This window comes from Pseudomonas sp. IPO3778 (assembly GCF_013386825.1).
Taxonomy (GTDB): Bacteria; Pseudomonadota; Gammaproteobacteria; order Pseudomonadales; family Pseudomonadaceae; genus Aquipseudomonas.
The window spans coordinates 194399-206390 of sequence record NZ_JACARC010000034.1 but is presented as its reverse complement, the minus strand read 5'-3'; the positions used below and the strand labels follow the sequence as shown (position 1 = coordinate 206390).

The window sequence follows — 11992 nt, the reverse complement described above, 5'->3', positions numbered from 1 at the left end:
TCCCACATTTGGAATGCATTTCCCTGTGGGAGCCGGGCTTGCCCGCGATGACGCCAGCCCGTTCACAGCTAAAGCTTCAGTTCCACCTCGCCCAGCCTGCCACCATGGGGCCCATAACTGCGCTCCACCATATGCCGCGTCCCGTCGGCATTTACAATCAACGCCGTACTCGCCCGCGTTCCGTAACTGGGGCTGGCAATAAACACACTCGACAGCAAACTCTCCGTCGCCAGCCCCACGCCGGTGTCCGGCAAGTCGGCAAACGGTGCGGTCTGCGGGTCGCTCAAAATCCCCAGCAAGGCCTCGGGCTGCGGATCTTCCAGCACCTGAGCCAGGGCCGCCTTGGCCTTCAACAACTTCGGCCACGGCGTATCCAACCCTGCATTGGATAACCCATAAACCCCCGCTTCAAGCCGCGTCGGCGCTGCTGCCTTGGCGTTGTAATGCCACAACTCATCCGGCGTCCCGACCAACAGGTTAAACCCGGCATATTCGATCGATCGGCCGTTAACATCGGCCAAATAGTCGGCAACCGGCAGCGAACCGCCAAGAAAGCGCGCCACCAACTCGCCCCGGGACTTGCGCGCCGGCGGCTGGTGCGGATCGCGGATATTGGTCAGCGCCGCAAAGCGCCCATCGGCCCCAAGCCCCAGCCAGGTGCCGCCCGCTTCCTGGTCCCTGCCTGCGTAAACATGGGGTGCATCCAGCCACTGGGCCAGTGGTAACGTAGGCCGGGCATAGAATTCATCACGGTTGGCCGCGACGACCAGCGGCTGGGCATGGCCCGGCCGCCAGGCGAAAACAATCAGGCACATAAGGCGATCCCTTTGTGTTTTGCCCACTCTACCCATAGAACCCGGTGCTTTGCATCCGTTAACATGCCGGTCTGTTTTCGGGGGCACCCATGGAATTTCTCCTGTATTTGCTGCTGGGTTCCTGTGCGGGCATGCTCGCCGGGCTGTTTGGCGTGGGCGGCGGGATCATTATCGTGCCGGTGCTGGTGTTCAGTTTCACCTTGCAGGGCTTTGATCCCTCGGTGTTGACTCACCTGGCTGTCGGTACGTCCCTGGCGTCTATTATCTTCACGTCGGTGAATGCGGTGCGCGAGCATCACCGCCGGGGTGCCGTGCGCTGGCCGATTTTTGTGTGGATGGCCGTGGGTATCCTGCTGGGCGCAGGCTTTGGCGCGCTGACCGCCGAGGCGATCTCCGGGCCACATTTGCAGAAGATCATCGGTGTATTCGCCCTGGTGATCGCCACGCAGATGACTCTGGAGCTCAAGCCCAAGGCCAGCCGCCAGGTGCCGGGCAAGCTTGGCCTGACCCTGGCGGGCGGCGTGATTGGTTGGTCTTCGGCGATTTTCGGCACCGGCGGTGGCTCGCTGACGGTGCCGTTCCTGACCTGGCGCAGCGTGCCGATGCAGCAGGCGGTGGCCACTTCATCGGCCTGTGGCTTGCCGATCGCCCTGGCCAGTGCGTTAAGTTTCATGATTTTGGGCTGGCATGATCCGTTGCTGCCCGATCATAGTCTCGGCTTTGTGTATTTGCCGGCGCTGCTGGGCATTGCCCTGACCAGCATGGTGGCGGCCCGTTTCGGCGCGCGCCTGGCACACCGGTTGTCGCCGCGCTTGCTCAAGCGGCTGTTCGCCGGGCTGCTGTTTTGTGTGGGGCTGAATTTTTTGCTGTAACGCAGGCTTAATCGCGCACCGGCATGGTCCGATGCGCCAAGACTATTGATTTAACGAGGAGTCGCAATGCTGCCTTACCCGCAGATCAACCCGGTGGCCGTGGCCATCGGTCCGCTGCAAATCCATTGGTACGGGTTGATGTACCTGATCGGCATCGGCGGTGCCTGGTTGCTGGCTTCCCGGCGCCTGAACCGTTTCGACCCGACCTGGACCAAGGAGAAACTCTCCGACATGGTGTTCTGGATGTCGATGGGGGTGATCGTCGGCGGACGCCTGGGGTATGTGCTGTTCTACGACCTGCCAGCCTACATCGCCCACCCGACCCTGATCTTCGAGGTGTGGAAGGGCGGCATGGCGTTCCACGGCGGGTTTGTGGGCGTGATGATCGCCGCCTGGTGGTTTGGCCGGCGTAACGGCAAGTCGTTCTTCCAACTGATGGACTTCGTCGCCCCGTTTGTGCCGATCGGCCTGGGTGCCGGGCGTATCGGCAACTTCATCAACGCCGAGTTGTGGGGCAAGCCGAGCGACGTGCCGTGGGCCATGGTGTTCCCGCCGTTCAGCGACCCGGCGCAATTGCCGCGCCATCCGTCGCAGCTGTACCAGTTCGCCCTGGAAGGGGTGGCGCTGTTCCTGATCCTCTACATCTTCTCGCGCAAGCCACGCCCAACCATGGCCGTGTCGGGCATGTTCGCGTTGTTCTACGGGATCTTCCGCTTTGTCGTCGAGTTCGTGCGGGTGCCGGATGCGCAGTTGGGCTACCTGGCGTGGGGCTGGGTGACCATGGGTCAGATTCTCAGCCTGCCGATGATCATCGCCGGCCTGGGCCTGTTGTGGTGGGCTTACAATCGCCCGCAAGGCATCAAGAACACCGCGCTTTAAATTCGAACGCCGGGGCCCGAGGGTCCCGGCTTCAACGATACAGGTATAGACATGAAGCAATATCTCGAACTACTGAACGACGTCGTGACCAATGGCCTGACCAAGGGCGATCGCACCGGCACCGGCACCAAGGCCGTGTTTGCCCGTCAGTTTCGGCATAGCTTGGCCGACGGCTTTCCGCTGCTGACCACCAAGAAGCTTCACTTCAAAAGCATCGCCAACGAATTGATCTGGATGTTGAGCGGCAACACCAACATCAAGTGGCTGAATGAAAACGGCGTAAAGATCTGGGACGAATGGGCCACCGAAGAAGGTGACCTGGGCCCGGTGTACGGCGAGCAGTGGACCGCCTGGCCAACCAAGGACGGCGGCAAGATCAACCAGATCGACTACATGGTCGAGACGCTGAAGACCAACCCCAACAGCCGCCGCATCCTGTTCCACGGCTGGAACGTCGAGTACCTGCCGGACGAGACCAAAAGCCCGCAGCAAAACGCCCGCGACGGCAAGCAGGCCCTGCCGCCTTGCCACCTGCTGTACCAGGCCTTTGTGCACGACGGTCATCTGTCGATGCAGTTGTACATCCGCAGCTCCGATGTCTTCCTCGGCCTGCCGTACAACACCGCCGCCCTGGCCCTGCTGACCCATATGCTGGCCCAGCAATGCGACCTGATCCCTCACGAGATCATCGTCACCACCGGCGACACCCACGCCTACAGCAACCATATGGAACAGATCCAGACCCAGCTGGCGCGCACGCCGAAGAAGCTGCCGGAGCTGGTGATCAAGCGCAAACCCGAGTCGATCTACGATTACAAATTCGAAGACTTTGAAATCGTGGGCTACGACGCCGAGCCGAGCATCAAGGCCGACGTGGCGATCTGATCGTCAAGGCCGGGCGTTCAAGCCCGGTCTTCCCCCTAGATGCAGGTATAGCCCGCATCCGCATTGATGATCGAGCCCGTCAGCAGGCTCGAGGCATCCGACGCCAAAAACTGCACCAGTGACGCCACTTCGTGGGGCTGCCCCATCCGGCCGGCGGGGGTCATCTGCAGCCATCGTTCAATCAGCCCTGGCTGATTCTCCAGCCCGTGCAGCAGGGGCGTTTCTATATACGTCGGGGCCACGGCGTTCACCCGAACACCCCGTGTGGCCCATTCCACCGCCAACGACTTGGTCAACTGATGCACCCCAGCCTTGGATGCGTTGTAGTGGCATTGCGGTTGCGGCACGTTCACCACCTGCCCGGACATCGAGCCGATGTTGATGATCGAGCCACGCCCGGCCTCCAGCATGCGCCGCCCGAAGCCCCGGCACGTGCGGAACACGCCCGTCAGGTTGACGGTGATGACCTTGTCCCATTCCTCGTCGGTCATCGCTTCGGCAGGGGTGTTGGTGACGATCCCGGCGTTGCACACCAGAATGTCCAGTGCCGGCAGGGCGGCGGCCAGGGCGTTGATCGCGGCGCTATCGGTCACGTCCAGCACTTCGGCCCGGGCGGTGTAGCCCTTGGCGTTCAGGTCGCGGGCGGTGGCCTGGGCGCGCTCGCGCAGGATGTCGGTGCAAACCACTTCAGCGCCGGTGGCGGCCAGCGCCTCGGCGATGGCCGCGCCAATGCCCTGGCCCGCCCCGGTGACCAGGGCGAGCTTGCCGCTCAGGGATTGTTTTTCAAGGTAGTTCATGGTCTGCCTCTCAGGTCAGTGGGCAGCGCAGGGCCTCGCCACGCAGGCCGCGCAGGGCTTCTTCGCTGGCCAGTCGTTGCAGTGCATCCACTGACGCGTCCGAGAAGAAGGCCGCATGGGGTGACATAAGCACATGTGGCGCCGTGCGCAAGGGCGAGGTGGCGGGCAGCGGCTCCTTTTCAAACACATCGAGCCCGGCGCCGGTCAGGTGCCCGCTGACCAGCGCGGCCGCCAGCGCCGTTTCATCAATCAGGCCGCCGCGGGAGCAGTTGATCAGGATGGCGCCCTTGGGCATGCGGGCCATGGCGCCAGCGTCGATGACATGGCGCGTCTCGGGGGTCAGTGGCACGTGCAGCGACAACACGTTGGCGCAGGTGATCACCTCTTCCCGTGACATCGGTTCGATCCCGCAGGCGCGGGCCTGTTGATTGGTGACGTAGGGGTCGTAGCCGACAAGGGTGCAGCCGAATGCCGCCATGCGCGATGCATAAGCGCGGGCGATGCGGCCCAGGCCGATCAGGCCGACGGTGGTGTCGCGCAAGGAGCGTATGCCGTCGACCATCTGCGCGATTTTCCATTCGCCGCCCTGAATGCCGGCGCCGTAATAATCCAGCTTGCGGGCCAGCGCCAGGGTCATGGCAGCCGCATGATCGGCCACTTCTTCAACCCCGTAGTCCGGCACATTGCACACCCGCACCCCCAGTGCCTTGGCGGCGGCCAGGTCGACGTTATCCACCCCGACGCCGTAGCGCACCACCACCGCGCCGGGCGCCATGGCCTCCATCACGCGGTGGGTCATCGGTGCAAAATTGTTCAATACGGCCTGGGCGCCGCGCACGGCTTCCAGGGTTTCGTCCTCCGTGCGGCACTGGTGCTCAACGAACGTTGCCCCGGCAGCGGCGGCAGCGGCCTGTTCATGGCGGGTATTGCCGAAGGCCTGGTCGGTGACCACGAATTTCAGGGTTGCCTGACTCATAACAGCCCCCGTTTTGCCAGGTTGCGCATCAGGGCACGCGTGCCATAGGTCCATGGCGCGGCCTCGTCGGAATACACCACGGTGTTGCGCAGGGTCCCCAGCAGCGGCGTCGATATGTCCACCAGGTCGCCCGGCTTATGGGTAAAGCCGGAGCCCTTTTTCTCCCGGTCCTGGGTCGGCGCGAACATCGTGCCGAGGAACAGCATGAAGCCGTCGGGGTACTGGTGCGAATCGTTGCATGCCTGGGACACCAGGTTGGCAGGCTTGCGGCTGATCTCGGCCATGTTGGAACCGCCAGACATTTCAAAGCCGTCGAGGCCGCTGACCGACAGAGTCAGGGTCGCGTTTTCGATGTCGGTGAGGGTGAAGTGTTCATCAAACAGGCGGATAAACGGGCCGATCGAGCAAGAGGCGTTGTTGTCTTTCGCCTTGCCCAGCAGCAGGGCGGAGCGGCCTTCGACGTCCCGCAGGTTCACGTCATTGCCCAGGGTGGCGCCGCGAATGTTGCCTTTGCTGTCTACCGCCAGCACCACTTCCGGCTCGGGGTTGTTCCATTCGGAGATGCGGTTGATGCCCACCTGTGCGCCATAACCCACGGCCGCCATGGGCTGGGATTTGGTGAACACCTCGGCGTCGGGGCCGATGCCTACTTCCAGGTACTGGGACCACAACCCTTCGGCAATCAGGGCGGCCTTGATCTCGGCGGCCTTCGGCGAGCCGGCCTGAACATTGGACAGGCTATCGCCAATCAGTGAGCCGATCAGCGTGCGCAATTCATTGGCGCGGCCTGGGTCGCCTGCCGTTCGTTCGTCGATCACGCGTTCGACCATACTTCTGGCAAAGGTCACGCCGCAGGCTTTCAAGGCTTGAAAGTCGCAGGGCGCCAGCAGGCAAGGGCGGTCGGAGTGATAGCCCATCTCGGAGGGTTCAAGGATCAGGTCGGCGAGGTCGCCGATGGGTTCGCCGCTGAGGGTGTCGAAGCGTTCGGCGGGGTTGTTGTCGAGAAAATCGGCCATCGAGACCACCGAGGAGGTGACGTCTATCAGCACGTTTTCCCGCAGGATAACAACGCAAGGGCCTTTGCCGGGGAGCCAGACCCGACCTACCAGTTTGGCGTTCTTGAGTGAGATGGGCAGCATGAGCAGGTTTCCTTATTGTTGATATCTAGTAATGCTACGTTTTGATTTTAAGCACGGTCAAGCCATCTCGCATGAAAGAAATCGCATTTTTTGGGCTGAAAACCGCCTTTTAGCACTAAAATGCTGAAAATTAAGGCGAATATTAAGTGTTTCAGACGTGGGTGGGCGATTTTGGTGCGCTGCCGGGAAAGGTGAATTTTCGACGGGCTATTGCAAAAAGCTAGCAATACTATATTTTCGAATTAAGTCAGTGGTTCAACCGCAGAGATAGGTGACGGAGCAGTCCCATGCATAACAATAATTCTCTCTCCGAATCGATTACCGCGCTGCAAGGCGCCTTGTTTATCAATGGCCAATTCCGTCAAGGCGCAGGCCCACGCTTGCCGGTAGAGAACCCGGCGACCGGTGAGGTGCTCGGCCACATTGCCAGCGCCACTGCCCAGGAAATCGAAGAGGCGGTGTCTGCCGCCCATCACGCGTTTGCCGCCTGGTCCCGCGAGCTGCCCAAAACCCGCGCCAGTGCCCTGCATCGCTTGGGCGACCTGATCAGTGCCGATGCGCTGAACATGGCGCAGATCATGACCGCCGAACAAGGCAAGCCCGTCAACGAGGCCAAGGGCGAAGTGCTGAAGCTCGCCGAGGCCTGCCACTTTTATGCCGAGGAAGCGACCCGCGTACACGGCGAGATTGTGCCCAACGACCAGCCGGGCTTTCAGAGCCTGGTGGTGCGTGAGCCGATCGGTGTGGTTGCGGCGATTACGCCGTGGAACTACCCGGCGGAGCTGGTGGGCTGGAAGCTCTGCGCCAGCCTGGCGGCGGGTTGCACCATTGTGATCAAGCCTGCCGAACTGACGCCCTACACTGCGTTGGCGATTGCCCAAAAATGCCTCGAAGCCGGGATTCCGGCCGGTGTGGTCAACGTGTTGACCGGTCAGGGCTCGCAGGTCGGACAAGCCTTGGTGGAGCACCCGCAGGTCAGCAAAGTGGCCTTTACCGGCTCCAGTGCGGTGGGCTTGCACATCCAGCGCACTTGCCCGCAGGTCAAGCGCCTGTCACTGGAGTTGGGCGGCAATTGCCCGATGGTGGTGACGGCCAGCGCCGACCTGGATGCCGCCGTCAAAGGCGCGGCCCGCCGCAGTTTCCGTAACTGCGGGCAGATTTGTATCGCGATCAACCGCATCTATGTCCATCGCTCGATTTACCCGGCCTTCCTCAGCAAGCTGGGCGCGGCCGCCGATGCCTTGAGTGTGCACAACGGCCTTGAACATCCCGCCGCCGACCTCGGCGCGATGGCCTCCGCCGAACCCCTGAATAAAACCCGCGCGCACCTGGAAGACGCGCTGGCCAAGGGTGCTCGCTTGATCGCCGGCGGCAAGGCGCCGGAAGGCGCGGAATACGCGAATGGGCATTTCATGCGCCCAACCGTCGTCGCCGATTGCACGCACCAGATGCTGGTCATGAGCGAAGAGACCTTCGGCCCGCTGGTGGGCGTTGCACCGTTCGACGACCTGGCCGAAGCGATCGCGTTGGCCAACGACACCCCTTATGGCCTGGCGTCTTACGCCTATGCCCGCGACCTGACCGAGATTCACACGCTGTCGGCCGGGCTGGACTACGGCAATGTGGCCATCAACAACGTCGACGCCGGGATCATGAATGCGCCCTACGGTGGCCGCAAACAGAGCGGTGTGGGTTACGAGCATGGTCGCGAAGGGTTGCTGGAGTACTTCAACTTCAAGCACGTCCGTCTGCACCATGGCGTCGGGAATTGAGCCATGCAGGCACTTATTGGCATTGATATCGGCACCTCGGGTTGCAAGGCATTGCTGCTCGACGTTCACGGCGCGGTGATTGCCGCCGACACGGCAACGTACCCGCTCTCCCAACCCAGGCCCGGCTGGACCGAGCAAGACCCCGAGTTGTGGATAGAAGGCGCACGCCGCGCAATTGCCGGCGTGCTGGCCAAGACGCCGGGCGTGGAATTGCTGTGTGTGGGGCTGTCGGGGCAAATGCACGGGCTGGTGCCGCTGGATGCGTCCCGGCGCGTGTTGCGCCCGGCGATCCTGTGGAACGATCAGCGCAACGCCGCCGAATGTGACTGGATCACCGAGACCGCCGGTGGCCTCGAGGGTTTGTTGGTGGCCACCAACAACCGGATGCTGGTGGGTTACACCGGCGGCAAAATCCTCTGGATGCAACGCCACGAGCCCGAGTTGTTTGCCCGCACCACCTGCGTGCTCAACCCCAAGGACTACTTGCGTCTGCGCCTGACCGGCGAGGTCGCCAGCGAAGTCTCGGACGCCTCGGGTACCGGGCTGTTCGATGTGCGCTCGCGGCAATGGGCGACGGGCCTGGTGGAGACGCTGGGGATTGATCCGGCCTTGCTGCCGCCGGTGTTCGAATCCCAAGTGATTTCCGGCCGCATCAGCCCGGCAGGCGCGCAGTTGTTCGGCCTGCCTGCAGGCTTGCCGGTGGCCGGCGGTGGCGGTGACTCGGTGATCCAGACCATTGGTTCCGGGGTGATTGCGCCCGGCGAATTGCAAACTACCATCGGCACCGCCGGGATTCTTGCGGCGGCGCTGGATGCACCCCAGGACAACCCGGACGGTCGCTTGCAGGTGTTTTGCAACGTTGCCGCAGACAAGTGGCATTGCATGGGCGTGTCGTTGAACGCCGGCGGTTCGATGAACTGGTTTCGCGACACCTTTTGTGCCGGTGCGTCCTTCGATCAGGTCATGGCCGAGGCGGGCGATAGCGCACCGGGCGCCCATGGCCTGTTGTTCCTGCCCTATCTGAACGGTGAGCGCTGCCCTTATCCGGAGCCGGAACTGCGCGCGGCCTTCGTGGGCCTGACCGGTCGCCATCACCGTGGCGATATGGCGCGCGCCGTGATGGAGGGTGCCGTGCACGCGCTTGCCGACATGCACGCGCTGATGCAGCCACTGGGCATTGCCGGCCGTGTGATCAAGGCCTCCGGCGGCGGCGCGCGATCGCCGCTGTGGCGCCAGATGCAAGCGGATATTTTCGGCTGTGATGTGCTGACCACTGAGGGTGCCGCCGAAGGGGCTGCGTTCGGTGCGGCGCTGGTGGCCGGGCTGGCGGTGGGTGTGTGGGCCGATTCGGCCAGCGCGGCGGCCAGTTGCCGGGCGATTACGCGCCAGGCGCCGGATGCCGCCACGGCCGAGGTTTTCGCTCAGGCGCATCGCATTTATCACGGTCTTTATCCGACGCTCAGGGACACCTTTGTCGAGCTCGGTGCCCCTCTTTTTGATTAGGAGTCTTTTCATGTCCGTCTATAGCGCGCTTATTTTCGATCTTGACGGGACGCTCATCGACAGCGCGTTCGATATCGCCAAAGCGCTGAATGTCGGCTTCGCGCTGAACGACTGGCCGGCACTGGACCCGGTGCATGTCGAAAATTTTCTCGGCAACGGGCCTCGGCGTTTGATCGTCGACATCCTTGAAGACCTGGGCATTGCCTATGACGAGGAGCAGGTGCAGCGCGCGTTCGACGGCTACTTGCAGGCTTACATGGACGACCCGGCGGGTAGCACGCGGTTTTACCCGCATGTGCGTGAAGACCTTCAGGCCCTGCGTGATGCGGGGATTCGCCTGGGGATCTGCACCAACAAAAACCACGCCGTCACCGGCAAGGTCTTGGAGCAACTGGGCCTGGCCGGGTTGTTCGAGGTGGCCCTGGGGGCCGACGCGGTGCCGGCGTGCAAACCCGACCCCCGGCACTTGCTGGCGGTGGCCGAGGCCATGGCCCTGGAAGACGGCGCCTGGGCTTATGTGGGTGACACCCGGGTCGACCAGGCGACGGCGCAGGCGGCGGGCGTGGGGTTTTTTGTGGTGCCTTGGGGCGGCGGGCCGAATGTGGAGATTTCCCGGGAGCAGCGCTTGAACCGTTTGGCTGATCTGTTACAACGCAGCCCACCCATCGCCAAGGAGCGCATATGAGCGACAGTTTGCTGCAACGCATTATTGATGAAAGCAAAGACATGCACCGGGCCGAACGCCGGGTGGCCAACTTTGTTTCCACCTCGCCGGCCAAGGTCCTGCAAATGAGCATGGCCAAGCTCTCGGAAACCTGTTCGGTCAGCGACCCGACCGTGATGCGTTTTTGCCGGCGGTTTGGCTTTGAGAGTTACCAGGAGTTCAAGCTGCACCTGGTGCAGAGCCTGGTGCCGTCGGCGCCGTTTGCCTACGAGCAGATCATCCCGGATGACAGCATCGAAAACATTGTGCGCAAGACCTGCCGCAATTCGCTGAATGCTATCCAGCGGCTGGAAGAAGACCTTCAGCCGGAAACCGTCGCCGACGCAGCCCGCCTGTTGCAGGCCGCCACCTGGACCGGGATCTACGCCACCGGCATTTCCGTGGTCAACGCGCTGGATGCCGAGCACAAGTTCCAGCGCCTGGGCATGCGCTGCCAGGCCCTGCTGGGTGGCAAGCGCCAGGGGATGCACGCCGAAGGCGCACGCACCGGCGAAGTGGCGCTGATCTTTTCCCAGTCGGGGCATACCCGGCAGATGGTCGATGTGGCGATCGCCGCACGCAAGGCCGGGGCGAAAGTGGTGTCGATTGCGGCCGATGACAGCCCGCTGGCCAAGGTCAGCGACGTAGTGATCGCGGTAAAGCCCTATGAACATACCGAGCTGATGACGCCGCTGGCGTCGCGGCTGAACCATCACTTGGTGACCAACATGCTGGTCGCGGCGATTGCGATCGCCAGTGGCAGTCAGTTCCCCGATCAACTGACCGCCCTCGACTCATGGCGAACCGACAAGATTTGACCCACAGCCTGTGGGAACACTGCCCAAGTAGGAGGCGTAAATGAGTAACCAACAGAACGAAGCCAAGAAAGTCGCGGCACGCCGAGTGATCGAAGCGTTTGTGCGCAACGGCATGAAGCTGGGCCTGGGTTCCGGGACCACCTCGCACTTCTTCGTTCGTGAATTGGGCAAGCTGGTTGCCGACGGCCTGCACGTGACCTGCACCACGACCTCCCGCTCGACCAACGATGTGGCGCGTGAAGTGGGCATCGAAATTACCGACCCGAACGAAATCGGTGAGCTCGACCTGACCGTCGACGGCCCCGACGAGATCGACCGCCAGTTCAACATGATCAAGGGCGGCGGCGCCTGCCTGCTGTGGGAAAAGATCATCGCCCATGCCTCCAAACGCATGATCTGCGTGTGCGACGAAACCAAGATTGTCGATAGCCTGGGCCAGTTCCCGTTGCCGGTGGAAGTGGTGCAGTTTGGCTGGAAGCAGACCGAGCGCCTGGTGAAGCGGGTGTTGGCCGAGCAGGGCATTACCGAGGTCACCATCATCCGCCGCCTGCGCAATGGCGAGCCGGTGGTCACCGACAGCGGCAACTTCATTCTTGATTGCCAGTGTGGCCCGGTCATCCACGACCCGGCACCGTTGGAGATCGAACTCAACCGTATTCCTGGCGTAGTGGAAAACGGCCTGTTCACCCGTGAGGCGGTGGGCATGGTGGTGGGATGTTTCGACGGGTCTTCCTACGTGCGGATGCGATAACCGTATCCGCTGCCCGGAGCAAGGCTGCACCTGCGTGAAAGAAGGCGAAAGACAGTATTAAACCTACAATAATAAGTCGGAG

Annotated in this window: 12 protein-coding genes; 8 read left to right on the top strand and 4 right to left on the bottom strand. The window is 62.6% G+C overall.

Going from position 1 to position 11992, the window contains the following annotated elements:
* Window positions 1-68: 68 nt before the first annotated feature.
* Window positions 69-815 (bottom strand): NRDE family protein, encoded by a 747-nt coding sequence (locus HX855_RS17145; protein ID WP_177086797.1) that lies wholly within the window; start codon window positions 813-815, stop codon window positions 69-71.
* A gap of 89 nt (window positions 816-904) precedes the next feature.
* Between HX855_RS17145 and HX855_RS17140 the strand changes: the two genes are divergently transcribed.
* The 3 genes from HX855_RS17140 (at window position 905) to HX855_RS17130 (ending at window position 3451) form a co-directional block, all read left to right on the top strand.
* Window positions 905-1687: a sulfite exporter TauE/SafE family protein gene (locus tag HX855_RS17140; RefSeq protein ID WP_177086800.1), complete on the top strand. Its 783-nt coding sequence runs from the start codon at window positions 905-907 to the stop codon at window positions 1685-1687.
* A 66-nt stretch (window positions 1688-1753) separates the two neighbouring features.
* Window positions 1754-2566, top strand: a complete 813-nt coding sequence (lgt, locus tag HX855_RS17135; protein WP_177086802.1) for a prolipoprotein diacylglyceryl transferase — start codon at window positions 1754-1756, stop codon at window positions 2564-2566.
* A gap of 51 nt (window positions 2567-2617) precedes the next feature.
* Window positions 2618-3451: a thymidylate synthase gene (locus HX855_RS17130; protein WP_177086804.1), complete on the top strand. Its 834-nt coding sequence runs from the start codon at window positions 2618-2620 to the stop codon at window positions 3449-3451.
* A gap of 35 nt (window positions 3452-3486) precedes the next feature.
* Here HX855_RS17130 and HX855_RS17125 read toward each other — a convergent pair whose 3' ends face one another.
* Genes HX855_RS17125 through HX855_RS17115 form a run of 3 tightly spaced genes read right to left on the bottom strand, consistent with a single transcriptional unit; the run spans window position 3487 to window position 6363 of the window.
* Window positions 3487-4248: an SDR family NAD(P)-dependent oxidoreductase gene (locus HX855_RS17125; protein ID WP_177086806.1), complete on the bottom strand. Its 762-nt coding sequence runs from the start codon at window positions 4246-4248 to the stop codon at window positions 3487-3489.
* A gap of 10 nt (window positions 4249-4258) precedes the next feature.
* On the bottom strand, window positions 4259-5224 hold the full coding sequence (locus tag HX855_RS17120; protein ID WP_177086808.1) for a C-terminal binding protein: 966 nt from the start codon (window positions 5222-5224) through the stop codon (window positions 4259-4261).
* Window positions 5221-6363 (bottom strand): fumarylacetoacetate hydrolase family protein, encoded by a 1143-nt coding sequence (locus HX855_RS17115; RefSeq protein WP_177086810.1) that lies wholly within the window; start codon window positions 6361-6363, stop codon window positions 5221-5223. The genes HX855_RS17120 and HX855_RS17115 overlap by 4 nt, the downstream gene beginning before the upstream one ends.
* 287 nt (window positions 6364-6650) lie before the next feature.
* Between HX855_RS17115 and HX855_RS17110 the strand changes: the two genes are divergently transcribed.
* From HX855_RS17110 to rpiA, 5 genes are read left to right on the top strand one after another with little or no spacing between them, the layout of a single operon-like run.
* Window positions 6651-8135 (top strand): aldehyde dehydrogenase, encoded by a 1485-nt coding sequence (locus HX855_RS17110; protein ID WP_177086812.1) that lies wholly within the window; start codon window positions 6651-6653, stop codon window positions 8133-8135.
* A gap of 3 nt (window positions 8136-8138) precedes the next feature.
* Window positions 8139-9638 (top strand): xylulokinase, encoded by a 1500-nt coding sequence (gene xylB, locus HX855_RS17105; RefSeq protein ID WP_177086814.1) that lies wholly within the window; start codon window positions 8139-8141, stop codon window positions 9636-9638.
* Window positions 9639-9648: 10 nt separating this feature from the next.
* A complete protein-coding gene (locus tag HX855_RS17100) occupies window positions 9649-10323 on the top strand; it encodes an HAD family hydrolase (protein ID WP_177086816.1) in 675 nt (224 codons plus the stop codon).
* The gene (locus HX855_RS17095) at window positions 10320-11159 is read left to right on the top strand and encodes a MurR/RpiR family transcriptional regulator (RefSeq protein ID WP_177086819.1); all 840 of its coding nucleotides are present in this window, start codon (window positions 10320-10322) and stop codon (window positions 11157-11159) included. The genes HX855_RS17100 and HX855_RS17095 overlap by 4 nt, the downstream gene beginning before the upstream one ends.
* Window positions 11160-11199: 40 nt before the next feature.
* Window positions 11200-11910 (top strand): ribose 5-phosphate isomerase A, encoded by a 711-nt coding sequence (gene rpiA / locus HX855_RS17090; protein ID WP_177086821.1) that lies wholly within the window; start codon window positions 11200-11202, stop codon window positions 11908-11910.
* Window positions 11911-11992 lie beyond the last annotated feature (82 nt).

Bases quoted from the DNA above. Each gene is read 5' to 3' on its own strand.
- lgt (WP_177086802.1), top strand. From the start codon at position 1,754: ATGCTGCCTTACCCGCAGATCAACCCGGTGGCCGTGGCCATCGGTCCG.
- HX855_RS17110 (WP_177086812.1), top strand. From the start codon at position 6,651: ATGCATAACAATAATTCTCTCTCCGAATCGATTACCGCGCTGCAAGGC.
- HX855_RS17140 (WP_177086800.1), top strand. From the start codon at position 905: ATGGAATTTCTCCTGTATTTGCTGCTGGGTTCCTGTGCGGGCATGCTC.
- xylB (WP_177086814.1), top strand. From the start codon at position 8,139: ATGCAGGCACTTATTGGCATTGATATCGGCACCTCGGGTTGCAAGGCA.
- HX855_RS17130 (WP_177086804.1), top strand. From the start codon at position 2,618: ATGAAGCAATATCTCGAACTACTGAACGACGTCGTGACCAATGGCCTG.
- rpiA (WP_177086821.1), top strand. From the start codon at position 11,200: ATGAGTAACCAACAGAACGAAGCCAAGAAAGTCGCGGCACGCCGAGTG.
- HX855_RS17115 (WP_177086810.1), bottom strand. From the start codon at position 6,363: ATGCTGCCCATCTCACTCAAGAACGCCAAACTGGTAGGTCGGGTCTGG.
- HX855_RS17095 (WP_177086819.1), top strand. From the start codon at position 10,320: ATGAGCGACAGTTTGCTGCAACGCATTATTGATGAAAGCAAAGACATG.
- HX855_RS17145 (WP_177086797.1), bottom strand. From the start codon at position 815: ATGTGCCTGATTGTTTTCGCCTGGCGGCCGGGCCATGCCCAGCCGCTG.
- HX855_RS17120 (WP_177086808.1), bottom strand. From the start codon at position 5,224: ATGAGTCAGGCAACCCTGAAATTCGTGGTCACCGACCAGGCCTTCGGC.
- HX855_RS17100 (WP_177086816.1), top strand. From the start codon at position 9,649: ATGTCCGTCTATAGCGCGCTTATTTTCGATCTTGACGGGACGCTCATC.
- HX855_RS17125 (WP_177086806.1), bottom strand. From the start codon at position 4,248: ATGAACTACCTTGAAAAACAATCCCTGAGCGGCAAGCTCGCCCTGGTC.